Consider the following 24,347-nt stretch of genomic DNA (forward strand, 5'->3'; position numbering starts at 1 on the left):
AAAGGATCAGTGTAAGCAGAAGAAATAAGTCAAATGAGTGCTAAGATTATTGTTATAAGGGGCTTTCTGTTTTTGAGTTTAATAACTCGTGCTAAAGTGAAAGGAGAATACTTATGTCACAATCAATAGAAGAACTATCCATTAATACCATTCGTACTTTATCCATCGATGCAATTGAAAAAGCAAACTCTGGTCACCCTGGTTTACCAATGGGGGCTGCTCCTATGGCATATATATTGTGGACAGAATTTATGGTTCATAATCCAAAACATTCAAAATGGTTCAACCGCGACCGCTTTATTTTATCTGCTGGTCATGGATCGATGCTGCTTTACAGTCTATTACATCTTTCTGGTTACAATGTATCTATGGCTGACTTAAAAGCATTTCGACGATGGGATTCTAAAGCTCCAGGCCATCCAGAAGTACATCATACAGATGGAGTAGAGGCGACGACTGGCCCATTAGGTCAAGGTATCTCTATGTCTGTCGGTATGGCAATGGCTGAAGCACATCTTAGTGCTATTTATAATAAAGAGGGGTATAATATTGTTGATCATTACACGTACGCACTTGTAAGTGATGGGGATCTTATGGAAGGAATTTCTCATGAAGCAGCGTCCTTGGCAGGGCATTTAGGTTTAGGTAAGCTCATCGCATTATATGACTCAAATGATATTTCTTTAGATGGTGACTTAAACCGAGCATTCTCTGAAAATACAGAACTACGCTTTAAAGCATACGGTTGGCAAGTATTACGTGTGGAAAATGGAAATGATGTGGATGAAATTCGTCAAGCCATTAAAGAGGCACAACAAAATCAACAACAACCTACATTAATTGAGATTAAAACCACTATTGGTTATGGTTCTCCTAATAAATCTGCTTCCAGTGCTGCACACGGAGCTCCACTCGGAACAGATGAAGTAAAATTAACGAAAGAAAATTATCAATGGGGTTACGATATATTCCATGTACCGAATGGAGTATATGCTCACTTCCAAGAAAAAATTATCGGCGATGGATCGGTGAAAGAAGCAGCATGGCATAAACAAGTTGCAGCTTATAAAGAAGCATACCCTGAGTTAGGTGAACAATTTGATCGTGTCATTAAGGAAGAGTTACCAAAAAACTGGTTTGGAAATCTACCAGTCTATGAAGAGGGCTCTAACATTGCTACCCGCTCCTCTTCTGGTGAGGTTTTAAACGCAGTAGCTAAAGCTGTTCCAAACTTTTTTGGCGGAAGTGCCGACTTAGCTGGTTCTAATAAAACAATAATTAATGCGAGTGCAGATTTTACAAAATCTGATTATATGGGACGAAATATTTGGTTTGGTGTACGTGAACACGTCATGGGAGCAGCTCTAAATGGGATGGCACTACACGGTGGTTTACATGTTTATGGTGGAACTTTTTTTGTATTTAGTGACTATCTACGTCCATCCATTCGGCTGGCTGCTATTATGAAAATGCCGGTAACCTATGTATTTACCCATGATTCCATTGCAGTCGGTGAAGATGGACCAACGCATGAACCTGTGGAACATTTAGCTGCTTTACGTGCGATGCCTAATTTGTCTTTAATACGTCCAGCTGATGCAAATGAGGTACAAGCGGCATGGAGATTAGCTTTGGAGTCAACCGACCAACCTACAGCTCTTGTTTTGACTCGTCAAAATCTCCCAACCCTGGCTAATACAGCAGAATTAGCCTATGAAGGTGTAAAGAAAGGCGCTTATATTGTAAGTGAATCTAAGAAAGAAACTCCTGATGTCCTTTTGTTAGCCACTGGTTCAGAAGTTCAATTAGCGGTTGCAGCAAAACATGTTTTAGAGGAAAAAGCTATTGATGTGCGAGTAGTAAGTATGCCGTCGTGGGATCGTTTTGAAGCGCAGGATAAAGCATATCAAGATGAAATAATTCCTAAAGATGTTACAGCGAGAGTTGGGCTTGAAATGGCTTCTTCATTTGGATGGGATCGTTATGTTGGCTCCGAAGGAAAGACAATTGCTATCGATTGTTTTGGGGCTTCGGCGAATGGTGATCTATTGATTGAGAAATTTGGTTTTAATGTAGATAATATTATTCAATTAGTAGAAGATGTTATGAAATAAAGAAAGTAATTAAGAAGTACGATTCCAGACGACTTGTTTATAAACAAGTCGTCTTAAATGTGTGTTTGACATAGTGGTGAGAATTAAATGTGTGTTTGACATAGTGGTGAGAATTAAATGTGTGGTTGGTAGTAGTTATTGCTAGCGAATACCACTTTTATAGTAATTAATCAAATAAAAAACATGGTAATGATAATGATTATTGTATAAAATTTCCAATCATACTTATTTAACCAATATCAAATGACAGCGTTTAATTTTTTTCAAGAAGTTATTGAAATAAGATGTCTTTTACGGCGATAACTACGTTTATTAAAATGTAATTGTAAGCGATATTGGTTCTAGATGGGTATTCGGCAGATGGTTGACTAATGTATAAGAGGAGGTTATCAAAATCGAATTAACGGAACGTCAAATAAGCCTAATCAAACTATTGATGAAAGAAGACAACTTAAAGCCAGTCGAATATTTTGCCAAAAAATTAGATGTAACCACTAGAACTATTTATTCGGATTTGGATAAAATTAATAGTTATATTAAGAACTTAGGCTTTCAATTAGAAAGAAAAAAAGGAGTAGGCATTTACCTCCATAAAAAAGAGAAAGAAGTAGACAATGTTGAAAAAACGTCACCAAGTTTTATAGGAACAGAGGAAAGAAGGCTTACTGTTATTAAACAGTTGTTATTTCAAAATGAAACAGTGACATTTCAACAATTAGCTGACAAATTTTTTGTTAGTAAAAGCTCTATACGTGCAGATTTGAAATTTATTAAAGATAATTTTCTGGATTCAACAGCAGCAATTCTTGTAAGCGATATGCAAGGCACAAGGTTAGAAGGTTCTGAAGAAGCATTTCAAAACACCTTCATATTATTAAATTCTTTTTATGAATCTTATGAGAATAAGTATACTATTTTTAACACTCAGAAAGAGGATGAATTTGCATATCTTGAACACTTATACGGGAGAGATATAACAAACGCATGTAAGAAAATTATTTATGATTTTACTAAAAACAATGTAGAAGTAGTTGCAGAGTATTATGTTAACAATTTGCTTAATCGGGTTATTGTATTAGTTTATCGTCTGAAACATGGTAATCATATAGAACAGCCAAATAATATAGATCTTGATCAAAACACAGTTCCATATATGCTATTGCATAAATTGTCGCAATTAATAGAGGTTGAATTTACCTCAAGTGATGTTGCCTATTTAAGTAAACACATGGAAGCTAATAAGATGACAGAAGTTATCTTACGTGAGGATTATCAACCGGTAATTGAACAAGTATTGTATAAAATGAGCGATACCCTAAGAGTAAATTTAACAAACGATAGGCAAACCCGAGAGCAGTTAGCTAAACATTTTCCATCCATGATATATCGAATGGAGAACAACATTTTTATACAAAATCCTTTTTTATCACAAATAAAGCAAGAATTTGGTCTAATGTTTAATATAACTTGGTTGGTCATGAGTAGTTTCGAGGAAGAATTGAAATTAAATTTTACAGAAAATGAAATAGGTTTTTTGGTGATTTACTTCCAATCTGCAATTGATCGCTTACAAGCCAGTAAAAGAGTGCTTATCATCTGCCCTACTGGTATTACAACATCTGGTTTACTATTAAATAGAGTAAAGAAAATATTACCACCTTTAGATGTTATTGAAGTTGTATCACTTAGCCAATTTTCACAAATGGATATGGAAGATATAGATTTTATTATATCTACAACATATCTCAATGTAGAAAATAAACCAACTATTGTGGTGTCTCCATTACTTAGTGATGAAGACAGAAAAAATGTATTGCAATTCTATAACAAACATTTTGTCTTAACTAATGATGAGGCTCCTTCACATAATGAGCCAAATACGAAGCATATTGCTCAATATTTGCATCAATCTTTTATTGATTTTAATAGCAACTTTGATTCTGCTGAGGATTTAATTAATCAAGTTACGGAACAATTACATCAACTAGATTATGTAACAGATGACTATCGTGAGACGGTGATTAATAGAGAAAGAATGGGCGGTACAGAGTTATCGACAGGAGCAGCAGTACCTCACGGACATCCGCAATTTGTGAATGAAACGATTATTGGTATTTATGTTAATAAGACACCCATTAAATGGAATGAGCAATATATTAGAGTTATCATATTTCTTAGTGTGTCCAAACACGATGTAAAAAAGGTTAAGGATTTATTAAAAGACATTTACAGCTTAGTAGAAACCAAAGAAATGGTTGAAAATATATTTCTCCATTCTAACGAAAAGGAATTTATTGATTTACTGGGAGGAGTCACCATTGATTAAGAAAGAATTAATTTTTTTAGGGGTTCAAGCTATTGAAAAAAACGAGGTTTTTGGATTCTTATCTGAGAAAGTACAGAAAGAAGGCTTAATTGAAGATATAAGTGCGTTTACAAATGCAGTGATTGAAAGAGAAAATCAAGTTTCAACCAACGTTGATTTTCAAATTGCTATCCCGCATGGAAAATCTCAAACGGTTTTAGAACCATTTATTTCTTTCATGAGTACACAACAACCAATTCAATGGGATGAGGGAGAAAATGGAACCGTTAAATATATATTTTTAATCGGGGTCCCTAAACACGGTGGAGATAAAACGCATTTAAAATATATATCAGAGGTAAGTAAGAAATTGATCGATGAGGAATTTAGGGATATGCTTTTTCAATGCCAAACGCAAGAACAAGCCTATCAATTATTAAACAAAATTAATGTGGAAATTAATGAAAAATGAAAAGGGAGAATGATAAAGATGAAAATTGTTGGAGTAACAGCATGTACTACTGGAATTGCACACACTTATATGGCACAGGAAGCCATTGAAAAAGAGTGTAAAAAAAGAGGTTACGAAGTAAAGGTAGAGACCCAGGGAGGAATGGGGACAGAAAATGAACTAAGTCAAGAGGAAGTTAATGAAGCAGATGCCGTCTTGCTTGCCATTTCTATAGGAATAGAAGGCGATGAACGTTTTGAGGAAAAAGAGGAGCAAGGTAAAGTGCTAACATTGGATCCTTCTGTAGTTATTAAAAATGTAAGTGGGGCATTAGATCAATTAGAAAACCTATAGGGGGTTGAAAAATGAGCTGGAAAAAGTTTGGTGATGATTTAAAGAAAGCATTTAGTACAGGTGTTTCTTATATGTTACCAGCGGTTGTCGTCGGAGGTATTTTTCTAGCTATTGCGTTAGCTAGTGGTACACCGACAGATGATGGAATGGAAGTTACCAACCCATTTCTTCAAAATTTAAATACAATCGGTGAAGCTGGTTTTGCAATGATGATTCCATTATTAGCAGGATATATTGCTTATTCGATAGCTGGTAAACCAGGACTTATACCAGGAATGATAGCAGGTTATTTGGCTAATAACCCAGTTGGAACAGAAGGAATTTCAACAGGCTTTCTAGGAGCAATGATTTTAGGGGTAGCAGCAGGTTATGTTGCACTGTTCATTAAAAAATGGAAAGTTCCAAATACCCTTCGAACCATCATGCCTATCATTATTATTCCTGTTATCACAGTATTCGTTGTCTGTGTTACTTACATTTATGTTTTGGCAAATCCTTTATCAGGGTTAGTAGATGGAATTGTAAGTTTACTTTCTACACTAGATGGAAGCAGTGCTTTATTATTTGGATTACTCCTTGGTGGGTTCACAGCTATTGATATGGGAGGACCTATTAATAAAACGGTAACGGCCTTTACCTTAGCTTTAATGGCAGAAGGAGTATTTGGTCCAAATGGAGCCCATCGTATTGCCGTTGCTATTCCTCCATTGGGATTAGCTCTATCTACCTTTATTTCTAGGAAAAAATATGGCCCCGATGAACGAGGTCTAGGTATAAGTGCAGGATTTATGGGTTTGATTGGGATTACAGAAGGAGCTATCCCATTTGCAGTTAAGGATATGAAACGTGTCATACCGGCCATTGTAATCGGCAGTGCCGTTGGTGGAGCTATAGGTATGATGCAGAATGTGGAAACCTTGGTGCCACATGGAGGACCTATCGTTATTGCTGCAGTTAATGGAAAGTTATGGTTTTTGATATCTATGGCAATTGGTGCAGTAATTGTAGCATTAATTCTTCATTTTACGAAACCAAATTTACCTGAAAATGAATCGAAGAGTGATAATCAGAAAAATTCAGATACAACTAACACAGAGAATTAAGGAGGCTAACAATGCAAAAAGTATCTATTAAAAGCGCAGTTAATTCACTATTAGAACTACAAAAAACAGGTGAAGGGGCAACCATGCTTGGAATTGGTCCTATGTCATCCAATTTGTTACAAGCTAGTTTTGAATTGGCGAGAGATGAAGATTTTCCAATCATGTTTATTGCCAGCAGAAATCAGGTTGATATGGATGAGCTAGGTGGAGGCTATGTTAATGGATGGAATCAACAGACTTTTATGAAAGCAATTAATGATATAGCAGAACTGACTAATTTTAATGGCCTTTCCTATGTATGCCGTGATCATGGAGGTCCATGGCAACGCGATAAAGAAAGGAACGATCACCTGCAAGAAGAAGAAGCAATGGCTTTAGGGAAAAAATCATACCTTGCTGATATTGAATCAGGCTTTGACTTGCTAATGATTGACCCGACAAAAGACCCTTTTGAAAGAGGAAAGGTAGTCCCCTTAGAAAAAGTTATTTCAAGAACGGTAGAATTAATCGAGTACTGTGAACAGGAAAGAAAAGCTCGTAATCTACCTGAAATAGGCTATGAAGTCGGTACGGAAGAAACAAACGGCGGTTTAACATCAACGGAAGTCTATGAAACTTTTGTCATGCGTTTACAAGAAGAGTTACAAGAACGTGATTTACCAATGCCTACATTTATTGTTGGACAGACAGGGACCCTAGTGAGAAAAACAATTCAAGCAGGAACATTTAATTTTAACAATGCTAATGATTTAGCAGAAATGGCTAAAAAGTATAGCGTAGGTTTAAAAGAGCATAATGGAGATTATTTAGACGATGTTTCTTTGTTAGAACATGTTCCATCTAATATAACAGCAGTAAATGTTGCTCCCCAATATGGCACAGAAGAAACAAGGGCTTATATTAAATTAGCAGAAGTTGAGCAAAGATTATATGAATATGGTATTATTATAGAAAAGTCTAGCGTAAGAGATGTACTTTTGGTTCAAGCGATTAAGAGTGAACGCTGGCGTAAATGGATGGAAGATGATCAAGTTAACTTATCAGTTGATGACATTATGAAGGATGAAGCATTATCGGACGAAATATTAGATATTGCAGGTCATTATACCTTTAATCAGGAAGAAGTAAAAGAAGAAATTAATAGATTATATCAAAATCTAGCTGAAGCAAATATAAATGGGCAAAGGTTTGTAATTGACCATATCAAGCGTCCAATTAGAGATTACGCGGAAGCTTTTAATTTGAAAGGCACTACATCTAGGATCTTGAAAAAAGTACATGATCATAAGTAATTAACAAGTGTACGTATTTATAAATAAAGAGGGATCGCTTCCATTTTAATATGGTATGAAATATAGCATCCAAATCCTAAAAAAAGCGCAATGTTACGCACATTGCGCTTTTCGATATTATTTTTTAGACATTGATCTAAAAAATGATAGACTATTTGATCTTATTTAAAACCAAGAAATTAATACTAACTTCTTGGTTTCTATTTTAAAAGAACTCTAAACGTATACGTACGTAGTAAACGACGTTTTTATTGTGTTGACCATCCTGAAATCTACCCTAAAAAAAGTAACTATAAATATATGAATCTATTTCTCTGTATATTCAAGAGTCTCATTTCTATAAAGTAAAGGTATAGCAATAAGAAATAGAATGGGACTAATAATAAAAACCCCAAAATGTGTAAATAATCGAAGAATAAAATCTTTAAAGATAAATTTCATTACAAGATAATATAAATATACACCGCGTGCCTCACTAACTCTTTCCCTTTTTGTTTTATACCCTGAACTTACAGTATATCTAGTACCACTTGAACCACGCATATAAATATCATCGGGGATGTTTTCACCAATATTTGTGTATATAGAAAATCCGGATTTTATTTTACCCCAAGCCGTTCCGAAAATCTTTTTATAAATTTTTGTTGTCTGGATAAAGAAATTAGCATGTGGATAGAAGAGTATTTGAATAAAAAATAACGAATTGACTTTAAATAAAGAAACAATAAATATAATGTAATCCATTGCATCTTTGCTATCAAACGTGATGAACCTTGACCAGTGTTCCCAAATTTGCAAAAAAATCATTGCATATATTAATAGAAGAAACGGAGTCAGGTAATATTTTTTATTGAGACTTTTTATTGCTTCTATGTATTGCATGATAGGACTCCTTTTTTTAACTAATGTAAATTCATCATATTTTGTAATAAATGGTATATCAATAAAATTGAAGATTATTCTTTATCAAATTAGGTCAGATAATCACTTGCATGTTGGAAATGATTAAATTAAATCTTTAGAACTAGTTTTATTATAACATATAATTACCATTATCCAACTGTTTAAAAAGAATTAATAGTTATTTTAGATTAATTTTCAATTGGTTAATTGGGAAAATTACTTTTAATGAATTTTAATAATATATGAATTAAAAGTTGAAGTGACATAAAGGTTGGGATAAGTCAATGAAGAGAGAGGAGCATAATCCAACAGAAGAGCTACTTTTTTGCACAACAAAAGTTTGCTTACATAATTAATATTTGTAAAAAACAATACCGTTTAACTCCAAGCATTACACTTTTGAAATTTCTAGTCACTCCCCACGATAAAGAAGGCATGCTAATTCGCAAGCCTTCTGGAGTAACTGAGTGAAAATCACATTAATATGAGAGTCAACATAGACTCATGATTTTATCCCGCTAGTACCGTTACCAATCTTTACACTTTTAAGTACACACATTGCGCTTTTCGATATTTAGCAGCCTTCCCCTCAATTTTCCGAACGGATCGACTCGTAAAATAAGCAATCGTCAGACAGACCGAGCTGACACCAAACAGGACGAGCAAGGTAGACAGCAATAGGAATATATAGGTTGTGCCGAATAGAAAGGCGACGATCATCAGCGTGCGGAAAGGGGTAGCAATCCCGATCAGAATCGCTTGCGTAAAATAATCTTTAAGGCTTAACGAATAATCAGCCATCAATGGAAAGATGTAGATTAAGGTGACAACAAAGAAGCATGCAATCACAAACATTATCATCAAAAATAGGAAGTGAGCCGTTTGATTCTCGAGATGCACCAGCTGAAAATTAATAACGATTAAGGCGCCTGTCACCGTTAATATCAAACCAGCTAGATTGGCACGGAGAAATTGTGACTTATAAGACTGAAAAAACGTGCGAAAAATGGATACATCTTCTTCTCGTAACCATTGTTTTACAACGGTGAAGGTGGCGGCGGTAGCTGGGTAGATACCGAGGATAATGCCGCCTACCAAAGTAAACAGTACCCAAAGCACATTGATATACACGAGCCGCATCACCCATTCACAGCATACATATATTAGTTTAAATGGTCCACTTGCTACCATCGTACCATTCCCCCTTTTTCTTCAGTATAAATCAATCATCCTACTTTCTTTGTGTGTGATTTTGACCAAGGTGTGTTGGATTCTGACCATCCGAAGAGTTATATCAGAGAGCGAATACATCAAGTCAAAATAGTGCACGCAGATGTATAAATTCTTAATGGGTATCTGGGTTTATATCGATTACATTAGAATATATCAAAACAAATGTGAGGTGATAGAGCTTGAGTGAAAAAGCGGCAGTGCATAATCGTGGACGAAAAGGGACTAGCCTTTGGAATAATAAGCTCAAAGAATCGGTAAGTGGTTATTTGTTTTTAGTTCCTGAATTTATTGGGGTTTTTATTTTAGGGATTTTTCCTTTATTCTTTTCATTATACTTAAGTTTTACCGATTGGGATTTAGTAAGTGGTTTAGGTTCGATCCACTTAATCGGATTGGAAAATTATCGTTTCCTCTTTGAAGATCCGCAGTTCTTCTTAACCTTAAAGAATAACCTGATCTTTTCTGCAGTTTATGTGCCAGCCAGTATCTTTTTGGCATTGTTGATTGCGATTGCCATTTCTTCTGTCGTCTATTTTAGGGATTTCTTTAAGATTGCCTTTTTTATCCCTTATATTTCGACGATGGTGGCGATTGCTTCTGTGTTCTCTGTGTTATTTCATCCTTCTTTAGGAGTGGTGAACAACTTCTTGACCTCCATTGGGGTGGAGAATCCTCCGGGCTGGTTCGGTAGTACGGATACGGCGTTATGGGGAATTATTATTATCTCGGTCTGGCAGGTGGTGGGTTACAATGTGGTGATCTACATTGCTGGTATTACGGGTATTTCTAAAGAATTATATGAATCGGCGCAGATTGATGGGGCAGGTAAACTGAAACAGTTTTGGTATATTACCATTCCTCAACTGGCGCCAACGACCTTTTTCTTATTGATTACGTCAATTGTTAACTCGTTTAAGGTGTTTGATGTGATTGCCTTCTTGACGCAAGGTGGACCGAACAACGCAACAAACGTGTTAGTGTATTATATCTATGAAGAAGGTTTCCAAAATTTCAGAATGGGTTATGCTTCCGCCTTATCTTGGGTATTATTCCTGATCATAGCGGCGATTACCATTGTGACTGCTAAATCGCAGAAGCAGCAAGTCTAGAAGGAGGGTGAATGATGAAGCGATTAAAAATGTCAAAAGTAATAGGAACCATTGTGATGGGGATGTTTGCCTTCTTGTTTATCTCTCCTTTGTTATGGATGCTTTCCTCTTCTGCAAAGGTAGAACAAGATGTGATGACCTATCCGATTGAATGGATTCCGCGTGAATGGAATTTTTTTAATAACTTTTCTGCCGTATGGCTAGAAGATATTCCGTTTGATTTATTCTATTGGAATTCAATCAAGATTGCCGTGATTACAACCTTGTTAACGATTATCATTAGTTCGATGGCGGCGTACTCTTTTTCTAAATTACATTTTCCGTTTAGAAATGCCTTGTTTATTGTGTTGCTGGCCTTTTTCCTAGTGCCGACGGAATCAACATTGGTACCTCGTTTTATCCTAATGAATTGGCTGGGGCTTTATGATACCCATACGGCATTGATCATGATGATGGCCTTCTCAATTCCATTGACGTTTCTGATGCGTCAATTTATGGCGGGGATTAGTGATGAATACATTGAAGCTGCTAAAATGGATGGTGCCGGATTCTTTCGTATTTATTGGAAGATCATGTTGCCAATGGTTAAACCGATTATCGCAACGGCTGGTATCCTGAAGTTTATCTGGACATGGAATGACTATCAGAATCCATTGATTTTCTTGTCCAGCGATCATTTATACACGATTACCTTGGGGATGCAACTACTCTCCAGTGAGTTTGGTACGAGTTATGCGACTACGATGATGGCGGCTGTATCAGCTATTTTACCATTAATTATTGTTTTTCTTATTTTGCAGCGTCATGTTATCGATGGTATTACGATTGGCGGCGTGAAGGGGTAGTGTAAATTGTTCACACAATGCCCAAAATAAGACACAGTTTTCTTATACGTACTTTTTTATAATAAACAAGACATATCGAGGTGCTGCTGTCTGGTGGCACCAGGATAAATAAAAAATTGGAGGGGTTTCATATGAGTTGGAAAAAAGGTATATTTAGCCTACTATTAGCCAGTTTCTTATTCGTGTTAGTGGCTTGTGGCGGAAATGATGATAGTACAAGTGGTGGCGATGCCGACGAGGGAGACGATGGCAAGGTTTCGATCAACTACTATTCTTGGGAAACAGGCGAGAAAGAAAATATAGTCGAGCAGATTATTGAAAATTTTGAGGCAGAAAATCCAGACATTGAGGTAAACTATGAACCACTTGTAACGAGTAATGATTCTTTAGAGTTTTATCAACAATTAGATATTAAAGTGGGGACTGGTGAGGCGATCGATGTCGTGGCTTTCTCTCATGTGGACTTTCTGTTGGAGCGTGCCTCTCGCGGGGTATTGGCACCGTTAGATGAGTTTATGGAAGCGGATTCGATTGATCCGACGGAAGAATACTATGTCGCACCACAGTATGAGGGTGAAACATTTGGTATTCAGGATTTATCCCAGCCTTGGTTTGTGGCCATTAATAAAGACGCTTTAGATGCAGCTGGCTTAGATATGCCGGAGTGGGGCTGGACTTGGGATGATTTCCAAACGTATGCAGCTGAATTAACGAATGAAGATCAGTATGGTGCTTACTTCCATACATGGGGTGAATTCGCAGGTTTTCCGGCATATTCGGAATTACCACACCCTTATTTGACGGAAAATGAAGAACCGGTCTTTGATGATGCAACGTTTGCTGATTTCTTTGAATTACGTCGTGAAATGGAAGAAGAGGGATCTGTGCGTAAGTTTCAGGATGTAGTGGCGTCAGAGACCCATTATGCTAGTGAATTCTTTAATGGTGACGCGGCCATGCTGCCGATTGGCTCCTTCATTATTGATATGATTAAAGACAAGGAAAACTATCCACACGATTTTCAAACCGTATTTGCGCCACTTCCTAGATCTTCTGAGGATGTAGAAGTTGGTTCGACTTATATGGGCGGCCATTATCTAGGTATTGGTGAATCTTCGGAACATAAAGAAGAATCATATAAGTTCGCTAAGTATATGGCGGAACAAGTAGAAGTTATTTCGGACTTCCCTGGTTCCAGAAACGTCGATCAAGATCAAGTATTGGAAACGATGGTAGAAGATCAATCCGACTTGATTGATCAAGAGACATTACAAACAACGGTTTATGATGATAATGTCATTATACCATATGATCCGGCCTACTCTACTGCCTATTCTAATGAACTCAAGAGCGTGTTAGAGGATGGCTTTAGCCGATATATCCTGGATGGAATCAGTGCTAGTGAAGCACAAGAAGAAATGGTCGATCAAGCCAATCAGATTATTGAACGAAATCAATAAATGAAAAGGGATGGAGGTAGCCTCACGGGCTGCCTCTATCTGTTATAATGGTGGGATGAAATATGGCTGGGGAGATGATACATCATGAAGACATTATTGCATTCCTCTTTTTATAAAAAAATTCAATCGACGATGATTATATTTATTATTATCCCTTTAATCATTGCCTCGGTCCTGTCATTTTTTCTGATTGAGGACTTGGTGATTGAAAAGGTAGAAAATACACACAAAAATGTCGTCAATATGATGGCCTCCGATATTAATGATATGGTGGATGAAGTGATTGATACGACCAATTTGTATGGCAAGCCGCAAACGAATATATTAGATCATATGAAGAATATTGCGGACAGTGAGACGATTTCTTCTTATGAGATCTATCAGAATTACCAAGAGATTTCGGACTATTTAAGCATCGCCTTTTCCAGTGTTTCCAGTTTGAATCCAGAAACCTTTTATATGAACAAAGAGCAACTGCTGATGATGGGAAATAACAATGGACTGACGCATGAGGAATTACATAACAGGCTCGATCCACGGTTGACTCAAGAGGAGATGGCGGAGATTAATCCGAATCAAACCTATTTTTTGCCGGCAGAAGACCTGAATCTGGCAGGGGTTGGCGAGACGTCTCCTAGGCTTTATGCAGTAAGGGCTTACAAGGATTTTGTAGCTAATGAAGTCATGGGCATTCTCTATTTGGGAATCTCGGCGGATTATTTTGCTCAGTTATTTCGTGATGTGGAGAGCGGTGCTTTTCAACTGTTGGATCAGGAGGGGCAGTCGTTGGTTCGTTCCGCGGGTTATCAGGCATTGGAAGCAGAGGATGACCTGCTCATTACCAAGGCGGCTATACCATCAACGGATTGGGAACTGGTCTATTATGTGCCATCGGGCGATATCATGAACGAGATCACCTCGACTTTCTCTTTTTACGCGGTTATCATTGCGGTTTGTATATTGTTGTTCTTAGGAATGTCTTTCTTTATCGCGGGAAATATTTATCGTCCGATGCATAGGTTGAAAAATACGGTAGAAGCGTTTGGTGAGGGTGATTTACAAGTTCGTTATCCGGTGGAGACGAAGGATGAGATTGGTTTATTAGGGGGCGCCTTTAATAATATGTTAGATCAAATTAATCACCTGCTAGAGAAGGTGAAACAGGAAGAAGCGGAGAAGCGACAGTTGGAATTGCGTGCCTTATTTGCCCAAATTCGACCACACTTTCTGATCAACACATTAAATTCGATTAAGTGCAGTTTGTTGTTAGAGGATGATGCGGTCCATAGTAAAAAAATTGAGTCCTTAACCCGGCTGTTGCGCGCGAATATGCGTGCGGAAGAGCTAACGACGATCAGGGAAGAATGCAATCTATTATATGATTATATCGAAATTATGAAATTGCGCAGTGACTTACCGATTGAATTACGAACAACGATTAGTGAGGAGTTGGAGTCTTTTAAGGTGCCGAGATTGCTGTTGCAGCCAATTATTGAAAATGCGATTATTCATGGATTCTTTGACATGCCGGAGGCACCAGTGATCGAAGTTCAGGTGACGAAACAGTTAAACGATGTCGTGATCGAGGTAAGTGACAATGGTGTAGGGATGGATCAGGCAAGCCGTCACCAGATATTACAGCATATTCAAACAGAGGACTATACATCTGACCATATTGGGATGAGGAATATTTATCAACGTTTGAAATTAACGTATAAGCAGACAGATATCGATATCCTGCCTAATGAGTGGGGTGGCACAACAGTTATGTTTGCTATTTCCAGTAAGGTAGATCCTTTGATCGAGGAAAGATAGGCTAGTGCGTGTGTGTTTTTGACCGAGTTATGTAGGGTTTTGACTAAGAGCGACTGATTTCCCTTATTTTCTTTGTAGCGGTGTTATAATCGAAGCGTTAATCAAAAGCCGCTGTAAGGAAGGGGGATATATTTGTATGTATGCGGTTTCAATTTTAAGGGAATTAGATTGTGAAGTCATAAGAAAGGGGATTTTTTACTGTGAAAAGAGGAAAGCAATTACTGGTTTTGAGTATGATATGTATACTGTTTTTGTTTGCGATCGGCTATCAAGAAGTAGCAGCAGCGCCCGCAGATGATACCGTGATCAAGGCCGAGGCCCTATATGGAGCTACCGTGAGAGGTGGCAGCTATGCCGATCAATCAGCTGAAACAGGCTCTAATTCGATTCCTAGAGAGATATTAGAGGCGAAGACGGCGGGAAATGAAAGTTATAGCAGACGTAGTCACTTAGAATTCGATATCCCTAGCGATACCAATTGGGAAGAGACAGCTGCTGTGATGTTGTCTTTATATTTACATGAACATACAGGGGATGGTAAAGAAGATACCGTCCAAGTCTTACTAACAGATAAAGCGGATTTAAGTGAAGAGAATTGGACATGGAATAATACCGATGATTTGTTAAACAATGCCGAGATGATCGGAGAACAGACTTTTACGGAAGAGGATGCTGATACATGGGTAGAGATAGATGTGACGGCTATCAAGGAACATTTACAGGCCAATCCAGATAAAGATTTTGGCATTGTGCTTCGCGTGGAAGAGGAGAATGATCAAGGCGGAATCCGTTTCTATTCGGCCTATCAAGATAATGGAGTTTACACGCCATATTTGCATATTTTCCAGGATGAATATCAAGATACCTTGCCTCCTCGTGTGCAGGTAACTGGTGTGGAAGATGGCGCTACTGTAACGGATTCGGAAGTAGATGTGAATATACAGGCGACAGATAATCACGATGAAGAGCCGACCATTCATCTGACTGTAAATGGTGACAAAGTGGAAGGTGCACAGCAGGGAGTCAACGTGATCCAATTAAAGGAAGGGAAGAACACGATCGAGGTTTATGCAGAAGATGCGGCAGGTAACACGTCTGTTACGCAGACAGTGGAAGTGGTATGGGAAGCAGTGACGGCGTTTCCTGTTATAGCAGATACGTATACTGATTACCGTAGTCCGGATCAAAACCATAATGGTGGTAATCTAGATTTGAAAAAGGCGGCAAGTGACGACAGTAATCAACGGGAAACCTATTTATCGTTTGACTTGTCGGATTATGACGCGCCTTATGTTAAAGAAGCCACAATTCAATTTTATATCAATGAATTGATGGGAAATGATCGTACCTCAGAGCTTGTCTCGATTTATCAAGTGGAGGGCTTTGAGGAAGAAAACGTAACATGGAATAATGCGCCTGAGCGAGGGCAATTGGTAGCAGAAGCCTCTTATGAACGAACGGAGAATAACACATATGGTGAATTGGATATCTCTGCTTTTATCAATGAAGAGTTGCAGCAAACAGAGGGGGTAGGGACCTTACATTTGGTGTTAGCGATTGATAACGGTCACGATCAAAAAGGGGTTTTCATCAATAGTAAAGAGCAGGATCAAGACAAGGCAGCCCGGATTCAATTGGTGGAAGGTCTGCCAGCTCCAGAGGTGAACATAGAAGGTATAGAAGATGGAAAGACCTATACAGCCGATACGCTCACCGATGTCAAAATCGAGACGACGAGTGTAAATGAGTCGATTGACATCCAAACGGAAGTGTTGGTTAATGGAGAAGCAGTTGCAGAGAAAGCGGATCATCTCTATGATCTTCCTTTGCAATTAGGGGAGAATTTGATTGAGATAACAGCAACTGATCAAGAGGGGAATCAAACGGAAAAGACCTTGAAGGTTACTAGATTAGAACAGGGAGAATCGACGGTTTACTACATCGATAGTGAAGCGGGGGATGATGCAAATGATGGATTGACAGAAGATACTCCATGGCAATCCCTTGAAAGATTAAATCATGTTCAATTTCAGCCAGGCTCGAGTATTTTATTCAAACGTGGTGGTAGTTGGCAAGGGCAGTTCCGACCCTATGGCTCCGGCACGGCAGATCAGCCAATTACAATCGACGCCTATGGAGAAGGAGAGGCCATGCCGAAAATCGAAGGAAATGGTATCTCTAATGCAGATACAGGAAGTATTTACTCAGAAGGAGCGATTCATCTATATGACCTGTCCCATTGGCGTATTCAGAATATCGAAGTAACCAATAATGGGGAAGAAATAGCGGAAGCAGCACGAGCTGGTATTATCGTAATCGCAGGTGGTCAAGGGGATGTAGAGAATGTTCATATCGACAATGTCCATGTTCATGATGTCAATTCTGGCGTCGATGCGGAGAAGCTTTCTGGTGGGATTATCTTTTCTTCAGATACCCGTGATGAGCAGGGAAATGTGACCGATATCGAATCAAGTTTTCATAATATTTCAGTAGAGAATTCGCACATTCATGATGTAGCGATTGAAGGTGTTAGAACCAAAACACGTCGCAATGGCAGTGATACAGGTTCGATTCACAGCAGTGATGTGGTTATTCGCAAGAACGTGATTAAGGATACGTTTGGTGATGCCATTGTAATGGCCGAGGTAGGTTCAGGTGGCTTGGTCGAAAAGAACATTGTGCGTCGCCACAGCAGTAATAACAATAATCGCAACTATGCCGGTGTTTGGTTATACCAATCACATGATGCGGTCATCCAGTATAACGAAGTAACGGATGGTGTGTACGGTTATAATGATGGTGAAGCCTTTGATTTTGATATTGGAACGACAGATAGTGTCTTCCAGTATAATTATACCCGCAACAACCGAGGCGGCTTGCTATTAACGATGAGCAGTGCTGGCCAAAATAATGTTTTCCGTCATAATATCAGCTATAATGACGGTCAAGGCACGGAACTATTTTATGTGATGAATAACCGTACGCAGATTTATAATAATACCATTTATGTCGGAGAAGAAGTGGCCACCGAGTATGTTGTCAAAGATAATCCGATCGATTACATGTTTTTTAAGAACAATATCCTTTTTGTTGAGGGAGAGATCGAAGCATACTCACAGCAGCCAGGATCGTTTGAGGCACCGAATATGTCGCATAACCTGATCTATCCAGCCGAGTTGTTAGAACTGAATGGAAGCCCGAATCCATATCCAGGGCTGATTCATGAAGATCCGAAATTTGTGAGCAATGGACCGGATTATACAGAGATGGATACTTGGGATGAAGAGATATGGAATCAAAACATCGCAGCATTTCAATTACAGGATGATTCACCAGCCATTGGTGCAGGAACGGCTATTGATGGCATGGGGTCAGAGGATATGCTAGGTAACCCTATTGATTCAGACAATCCGACAATAGGTGCCTTGCAACATACTGTAGAAGAGATCGAATTAAGCGAACCCGAGGTGACTGTAGATAACGAGGCTTGGAGCAATGCCGAATCTGTCGGTGTTTCTATAGAGGTAACAGGAGATGATGTCACAGCTGAGTACCAATTGAATGGTACCGAAGGCGAGTGGCTATCATATGATGGCGATCTGCAGATTACGGAAGAAGGCGAAACCACTGTTTATGCACGTGCTGTTGATGCTTCGGGTAATACAAGTGATGTGGCAGAAGCGGTTGTGAAGTTAGATCGCACGATGCCTGAAAATCCGGTTGTCGAATTGTCAGAAGATGGCTGGACATCTTCGGATCGTGTGGAAGTGAATATAGAGAGTGCGGATGATCCACTAAGTGGTGTTGCCTATACCGAATATCGGATGGGTAAAGAAGGTGAATGGCAGCCATATGAAGATGCTTTTGCGATTACAACAGAAGGAGAGACGGTGATCGAGGCACGTACAATAGATAATGCCGGAAATCAGAGTGGGGTGACAGAGGCAACGGCTCAAATCAAGCGTACCGCTCCATCTGCACCAATGATTGAACCAGAAACAAGTGATTGGAGCAATGCAGCTAGTGTTTCTGTTTCCATCACAGGGGAGTCAGATAAACGTGTGGTAGAATATCAATTAAGTGATACAGAAGGTGAATGGTTAAGTTATGCGGAGCCGATTGCTATAACAGAGGAAGGCGAAACCACTGTTTATGCACGGGCCGTTGACCAAGCAGGAAATGTAAGTGAAGTGGCAGAGGCAGTCGTGAAGATAGACCGGACGAAGCCAGAATTGAGTTTGCATGGAGATAATCCATTATATGTTCTGCAAGGTACAGACTTCGAAGATCCGGGATATGAGGCGACAGATAATTTTACAAAAGAGCCAGAAGTCACGGTAGAAGGTGCTATCGATACAGAGGAAATTGACCAGCAGGAATTAGTTTATACGGCCAAAGACACAGCTGGTAATCAAACTTCTGTTACTCGTGAAGTGGTGGTATATGAAGCAACACAACCATCGATTACCTTGCAAGGTGATAATCCATTGATGATAGAAGCTGGCACAAGCTATGAAGAACCTGGAGCTACTGCAGAAGACGAAGAAGATGGTGACCTTACGGATCAAATCGAAATAACGGGCGAGGTGGACGAGTCTACACCGGGCAGTTATGCGCTTGTTTATCAAGTAACGAATCGTGCAGGTTTGACAACGACAGTCACTCGTTATGTGGAAGTGGTCGATACCCAAGCGCCTGAGTTAACGCTAGATGGTGAAGAGACCGTCACAGTGGAACTCGGTGAGGAATATCAGGAAGCTGGTGCAACCGCAGTAGACGCAATAGAAGGTGATGTATCAGAAGCTATTACGATTAGTGGAGCAGTAGATCCAATGAAAGCAGGCATCTATCAGCTTAACTATACGGTACAAGATAGCTCTGGTAATAGTACCTCTGTCACACGTACGGTTCATGTCAAAGATACGACCGCCCCTGCCAATGTTCATCTAGAGGTGATAGATGCTAGTGAAGATGCGATTACACTGACTTTTAGTGCGGAAGACTTGGCTGGCATTAAACAATATATTCTATCTCGTGATGGCGAAGAGATTGCTGTTGTGGATGGGGAAGAATCAACGTATATCGATACAGAAGTCGAGTCAGGCATTGCTTATTCTTATCAACTAGTAGCAGTAGACCCTTCTGAAAATCAAGCATCCAGTGAGCCGGTAGAAGTCACGACAGACACTACTGAGCGAGAATCTCCAGAAGTGGAACTAGACAAAGAGGCCGAACCAGTGGTGCCAGGGGATATGATTGCGATAAAAGGTACTAACACTTCCATTCAATTACCGCAAGATTTACCAGAAGGGACAACCTTACAAGTCAAAAAAGTGAAAGATTTAGAGATGGCAGGGTTGGAACTTGCAGGTGAAGTCTATGATTTTATTTTCACTTATCCAGAAGGTGAGGAAGATTATCAAGGAAACTTTATCTTAACGATGGGTGTGAATGATGGAGTAGAGCAAGCGGCTATCTACCATTTCAATGAAGAGAGTAACGAGTGGGAGAAACTAGGTGGCGAGAGAAACGGCCAACAGATTTCCCAAGAAGTCAGTCATTTCTCTATCTATGGTGTATTAGCCGAGGTTCAGGAGGAAGATTCGGATGAAGAAGAGACATCGAATGAGGAAGAAAATCAACCACCGATTGATGATGAAGGTGGGGAGCTCCCTGTAGATTCTGACGAAAATTCAGCAGATCAACCGAAAGAAACGAATCCAGAAGAGATAAGCAACACAGATAACGAAAAATCAGGTGACGTCAGAGAATCAGACCAAAACGAAACACAGACGGGGGCTTCACAAGAACAGCTGCCAAATACCGCAACAAATATGTTTAATTGGCTGGCAGCAGGTGGGGGGCTCTTGTTGGTGAGTGTTGTATTGTTGGCTATGAAAAGATTTAGAAAAAGAACAGAAGGATAATAAAGAGAAAGGCCTGTTCAGAGAGTGTGCAGGCCTTTTGCTCGTGAGAGGTGGAAGCCATATTTCATAGCCTGCAAGGATGAATCTCGTGAAGTGAGGAGAAAGGATCGCGTTCCTAGGTCCATAAGAATCTCGCGGACTGTAGAAAGCAAATCCCGTTCTACAGTCCATAAGAATGAATCTCGCGGACTGAAAGAGAGCAAATCCTGTTCTACAGTCCATAAGAATGAATCTAACGGACAAAAAACGGCCGACTCACGAAGTTTTGTCCGTAAGAACGAATCTAACAGACAAAAAACCGCCAAATCACGAAATACAGTCCGTAAGAATGAATCTAACAGACAAAAAATTGATGAATCGATTAAGCCCATATAATTGTGTAAAAAGGAAAAGGCCTCGTTCATTTCCTGTTATAATGTTTTTATCCCACTAAAAACTTATAAAGGAGAAATGAACGATGACCCATATCCATTTTAAACTGAATTTTGAAGAATTAAAAGAAAAAGTATTAGGATCGGATTTAGAAGATGTGATGAAATCAGCGTTAGTGATTGTGCTGAATTCGTTCATGGAGAAAGAACGGGATGACTACCTAGAGGCAGCATCTTACGAAAGAACCGAAGGGCGTAAGGACTATCGCAACGGTTACTATGAGCGCGATTATAAAGTACCTGTGGGAACCTTAAAATTACATGTTCCCCGAACGAGGAAAGGGGAATTTTCCCCATCCTTGTTTGAAAAATATACACGCTCCGATCAATCCTTGGTCTTATCGATGCTGGAAATGGTGGTGAACGGGGTATCTACTCGAAAGGTCACCAATATCATGGAAGCGCTCTGTGGAGAAGGGGTGTCTAAATCCATGGTATCGAATATCACCAAGAAATTGGATCCCCTGGTCATGGAATGGGCCAATCGCCCGTTGAATGTGAAGTATTATCCCTATATCTATACCGATGCCATGTATATCAAGGTAAGAGAGCATCATAAAGTGGTCTCTAAAGCGGTGTATATTGCGGTAGGGGTCAACGAAGAAAAGAAACGGGAAATCATCGGGATGACAGTTCAGCATGCCGAGTCGAAGGAAAGCTGGAGCCGTTTCTTGGAAAGTTTACAATCGAGAGGTCTCCAGTCGCCCAAACTGGTTATTTCGGATGCCCATGAAGGGTTAAAACAAGCCATTCAACAACGGTTCATTGGTACGAGTTGGCAGCGTTGCACGGTCCATTTCAAACGGAATCTGTTCGATACCTTGCCGAAAAAAGGGAGAGAGGAGGCCAAGAGATGGATCAAACGTGTATTTAACGCGAGCAGTGTAGAGGAAGCGCGAGCGTTAAAAGATCAGTTTTTGAAGGCGTATGAAGATCAGCCAAGATTTACGAAAGTAGGAGAATTGTTAGAAGAAGGATTTGATGATGCGGTTCAATTTATGAACGAACCCGTTGATTATCACGTGCAGTTACGGACCACCAACAATGTGGAAAGAATCAATGGAGAAGTCCGAAGAAGAGAACGAGTGATTCGCATATTTCCTAACACTCAATCCGCTTTTCGGTTAATTGGGGCCGTCCTCATGGATATCGAAGAACAATTAGACCGAGGCAATCGAATATACTTGAAAGGTACCTAAAAGCCCGCCAGCGTCGGCGCGAAAATGTGTGGAGGAAGGAGGGGGTACCCCCTCCTTCCTCCACACATTCACCATACCCTAACCGGATAAAAACATGTAAATGTATTTTACACAATAATATGGACTTGACTGATGAATCGCTGAACTTTGTCCGTAAGAACGAATCTAACGGACAAAAAACCGCCGAATCACAAAATGTTGTCCGTAAGAATGTGCACATGCATCTGTCAAGTAGACAAACGAAATTGTCCGTCATTTTTTCTTACCCTGATGATACGTAGGCCGTTTATCCGCCATCCTTGCCAGCTATTTGGGGTCGTGGTGAGGTAGGCATGTCGAATCGGGAAAAATAAAGCCTTTAAGGGCTGTCGATTCGCGCATGCAGCGTACCATGACCCATCTCTTCTAAGCTCTCGCTGGTCGGGTCCCGGGTCCCAACACAGCGAATCGCTAAGAAGAGGCATAGCTGGCAAGGACAAGCAGCTACGCTGTGGCTTTCGCTGTTCCTCTTGTGCCCCATTGACCCTCCCATCGCTCGATAAAGTGCACAGGATTTGTTTGTAATTTGGTGTGGATTCGTTTATGATTGTAATAGTGAATGTACTCGGTTATCGCGTATTGCACTTCAGATGCTGTCTTTGCGTCTTCAAAGAAACAGGCCATTTCACATTTTGCGTGACTGAAGAAGTTTTCAATACATGCGTTATCCCAGCAGTTGCCTCTGCGGGACATGGATGGTGTGAGACCCATCTCTTGGACACGCATTTGATAACCAGCGTTTGTGAATTGTGTGCCTTGATCACTATGTAGGATGGCGCCTTTCACAAACGTTTTTTCTTTTAAGCCCTCTAAAGCCTCATAGACCAATGCCATGTCTTGACGAGGTCCCACGGCATGAGCTACCACCTCATCATGAAACAGGTCCTTAATGGCGCATAAATAAAGAAATTTATTAACCCCTTGTTGGACAGGCAAGTAGGTGATGTCAATGGCAAATTTGCATCCTGGCTTTTCCGCATGAAAGTTACGATCCAAGATATTCGCTACTTTATGATGGCTGTCATGACGTTTCACATAGCGCTTTTGTCGAATCTTACAACGCAAGCCATATTGTCGCATGATACGAGCTACACGCATTTCTCCCGCCTGAATATCATAGGTTTCCTTCAGAGCTATTTTCATTCGTTTTCTCCCCAGTGTCCCACGATGCTCCTGATGCAACTTCCATAAGTAGCTATACAATTGTTCATCTTGATTCGCTTGCATACTGCCGCCTCCACGGTTTTTCCACTTATAATAACCTGCCCTCGATACATCGGTTAGCTCCACTAAGTCCGTCACCGGATAATCCTTGGCATTGGCTTCAATAAAAGCAAACTGTAGCTCTTTCTGTTCTCTCACCCCCTTTCCAACTCCAAAAGCTTTTTTAATAATTCAATCTGGAGCGCCTGACGCTCGAGTTTTTCGTCTTTAGTTAGCTCTTTCTTTTTCGCTTTTGTCTCCAGGTTTTTCCTTTGTTTGTCACTAGGTTGCTTCTTGTTTGTAAGCGCTTCATAACCTCCCTCTCGAACTCTTTGTACCCAACGTCTAGCCACTCTTCCATCACTAATATCATATGTTTGTACTAAGTCTCGAATGGCATGTCCTTCAAAATATTTCCCCACTACTTCTTTCTTCAATTCATAACTATAAGTTCTCATCTGTTCCGCCCACTCTCCTGTTGATTAAATTCCCTATTATAGTGGACATGTCTCGAACTTGTCTACTCTACTAATACAATATCAATGAATCTAACGGACAAAAAAC

The 24,347-nt window shown here is 39.6% G+C and carries 16 protein-coding genes; 12 read left to right on the forward strand and 4 right to left on the reverse strand.

Annotation, left to right across the window (positions count from 1 at the left end):
• Positions 1–113: 113 nt before the first annotated feature.
• The 6 genes from tkt (at position 114) to BN6556_RS21040 (ending at position 7,619) form a co-directional block, all read left to right on the forward strand.
• A complete protein-coding gene (tkt, locus tag BN6556_RS21015) occupies positions 114–2,114 on the forward strand; it encodes a transketolase (RefSeq protein WP_066196051.1) in 2,001 nt (666 codons plus the stop codon).
• Between the two features lie 415 nt (positions 2,115–2,529).
• A complete protein-coding gene (locus tag BN6556_RS21020; RefSeq protein ID WP_262361343.1) occupies positions 2,530–4,440 on the forward strand; it encodes a BglG family transcription antiterminator in 1,911 nt (636 codons plus the stop codon).
• A complete protein-coding gene (locus BN6556_RS21025; protein WP_066196057.1) occupies positions 4,433–4,891 on the forward strand; it encodes a PTS sugar transporter subunit IIA in 459 nt (152 codons plus the stop codon). The genes BN6556_RS21020 and BN6556_RS21025 overlap by 8 nt, the downstream gene beginning before the upstream one ends.
• 18 nt (positions 4,892–4,909) lie before the next feature.
• The gene (locus tag BN6556_RS21030; protein WP_066196059.1) at positions 4,910–5,224 is read left to right on the forward strand and encodes a PTS fructose transporter subunit IIB; all 315 of its coding nucleotides are present in this window, start codon (positions 4,910–4,912) and stop codon (positions 5,222–5,224) included.
• 11 nt (positions 5,225–5,235) lie between these two features.
• Complete coding sequence (locus tag BN6556_RS21035; RefSeq protein WP_066196062.1) at positions 5,236–6,327, forward strand: PTS fructose transporter subunit IIC; 1,092 nt, start codon at positions 5,236–5,238, stop codon at positions 6,325–6,327.
• A gap of 11 nt (positions 6,328–6,338) precedes the next feature.
• Positions 6,339–7,619: a class II D-tagatose-bisphosphate aldolase non-catalytic subunit gene (locus BN6556_RS21040; RefSeq protein ID WP_066196065.1), complete on the forward strand. Its 1,281-nt coding sequence runs from the start codon at positions 6,339–6,341 to the stop codon at positions 7,617–7,619.
• Between the two features lie 306 nt (positions 7,620–7,925).
• Here the strand turns inward: BN6556_RS21040 and BN6556_RS21045 are convergent, their stop codons facing one another.
• Entirely contained in the window at positions 7,926–8,501 is a 576-nt protein-coding gene (locus BN6556_RS21045; protein ID WP_066196069.1) for a hypothetical protein, read from the reverse strand.
• A gap of 558 nt (positions 8,502–9,059) precedes the next feature.
• Positions 9,060–9,713: a YesL family protein gene (locus BN6556_RS21050; protein WP_066196072.1), complete on the reverse strand. Its 654-nt coding sequence runs from the start codon at positions 9,711–9,713 to the stop codon at positions 9,060–9,062.
• A 221-nt stretch (positions 9,714–9,934) separates the two neighbouring features.
• Between BN6556_RS21050 and BN6556_RS21055 the strand changes: the two genes are divergently transcribed.
• From BN6556_RS21055 to BN6556_RS21080, 6 genes are all read left to right on the forward strand, one after another.
• The gene (locus BN6556_RS21055; protein WP_066196075.1) at positions 9,935–10,864 is read left to right on the forward strand and encodes a carbohydrate ABC transporter permease; all 930 of its coding nucleotides are present in this window, start codon (positions 9,935–9,937) and stop codon (positions 10,862–10,864) included.
• Between the two features lie 11 nt (positions 10,865–10,875).
• Positions 10,876–11,709 (forward strand): carbohydrate ABC transporter permease, encoded by an 834-nt coding sequence (locus tag BN6556_RS21060; protein WP_066196078.1) that lies wholly within the window; start codon positions 10,876–10,878, stop codon positions 11,707–11,709.
• A 131-nt stretch (positions 11,710–11,840) separates the two neighbouring features.
• A complete protein-coding gene (locus BN6556_RS21065; protein WP_066196081.1) occupies positions 11,841–13,169 on the forward strand; it encodes an ABC transporter substrate-binding protein in 1,329 nt (442 codons plus the stop codon).
• 84 nt (positions 13,170–13,253) lie between these two features.
• Entirely contained in the window at positions 13,254–14,984 is a 1,731-nt protein-coding gene (locus BN6556_RS21070; RefSeq protein WP_066196084.1) for a sensor histidine kinase, read from the forward strand.
• Positions 14,985–15,184: 200 nt separating this feature from the next.
• Positions 15,185–20,911 carry an immunoglobulin-like domain-containing protein gene (locus BN6556_RS21075; protein WP_066196087.1) on the forward strand — a complete coding sequence of 1,909 codons (5,727 nt, stop codon included), beginning with the start codon at positions 15,185–15,187 and terminating at the stop codon, positions 20,909–20,911.
• A gap of 457 nt (positions 20,912–21,368) precedes the next feature.
• Complete coding sequence (locus BN6556_RS21080; RefSeq protein WP_066190544.1) at positions 21,369–22,541, forward strand: IS256 family transposase; 1,173 nt, start codon at positions 21,369–21,371, stop codon at positions 22,539–22,541.
• Positions 22,542–23,024: 483 nt separating this feature from the next.
• Here the strand turns inward: BN6556_RS21080 and BN6556_RS21085 are convergent, their stop codons facing one another.
• Together BN6556_RS21085 and BN6556_RS21090 are read right to left on the reverse strand one after the other, a co-directional pair.
• Entirely contained in the window at positions 23,025–23,942 is a 918-nt protein-coding gene (locus BN6556_RS21085; protein ID WP_066187785.1) for an IS3 family transposase, read from the reverse strand.
• Positions 23,939–24,241: a helix-turn-helix domain-containing protein gene (locus BN6556_RS21090; protein WP_066187788.1), complete on the reverse strand. Its 303-nt coding sequence runs from the start codon at positions 24,239–24,241 to the stop codon at positions 23,939–23,941. Before BN6556_RS21090 ends, BN6556_RS21085 begins: the two co-directional genes overlap by 4 nt.
• Between the last annotated feature and the right edge of the window lie 106 nt (positions 24,242–24,347).

Origin of the sequence: Gracilibacillus timonensis, assembly GCF_900086715.1 — a bacterium.
Taxonomy (GTDB): domain Bacteria; phylum Bacillota; class Bacilli; order Bacillales; family Amphibacillaceae; genus Gracilibacillus; species Gracilibacillus timonensis.

Coding starts and splice junctions, on each gene's coding strand:
- tkt (WP_066196051.1), top strand. CDS start 114: ATGTCACAATCAATAGAAGAACTATCCATTAATACCATTCGTACTTTA.
- BN6556_RS21030 (WP_066196059.1), top strand. CDS start 4,910: ATGAAAATTGTTGGAGTAACAGCATGTACTACTGGAATTGCACACACT.
- BN6556_RS21035 (WP_066196062.1), top strand. CDS start 5,236: ATGAGCTGGAAAAAGTTTGGTGATGATTTAAAGAAAGCATTTAGTACA.
- BN6556_RS21040 (WP_066196065.1), top strand. CDS start 6,339: ATGCAAAAAGTATCTATTAAAAGCGCAGTTAATTCACTATTAGAACTA.
- BN6556_RS21045 (WP_066196069.1), bottom strand. CDS start 8,501: ATGCAATACATAGAAGCAATAAAAAGTCTCAATAAAAAATATTACCTG.
- BN6556_RS21050 (WP_066196072.1), bottom strand. CDS start 9,713: ATGGTAGCAAGTGGACCATTTAAACTAATATATGTATGCTGTGAATGG.
- BN6556_RS21060 (WP_066196078.1), top strand. CDS start 10,876: ATGATGAAGCGATTAAAAATGTCAAAAGTAATAGGAACCATTGTGATG.
- BN6556_RS21065 (WP_066196081.1), top strand. CDS start 11,841: ATGAGTTGGAAAAAAGGTATATTTAGCCTACTATTAGCCAGTTTCTTA.
- BN6556_RS21070 (WP_066196084.1), top strand. CDS start 13,254: ATGAAGACATTATTGCATTCCTCTTTTTATAAAAAAATTCAATCGACG.
- BN6556_RS21080 (WP_066190544.1), top strand. CDS start 21,369: ATGACCCATATCCATTTTAAACTGAATTTTGAAGAATTAAAAGAAAAA.
- BN6556_RS21090 (WP_066187788.1), bottom strand. CDS start 24,241: ATGAGAACTTATAGTTATGAATTGAAGAAAGAAGTAGTGGGGAAATAT.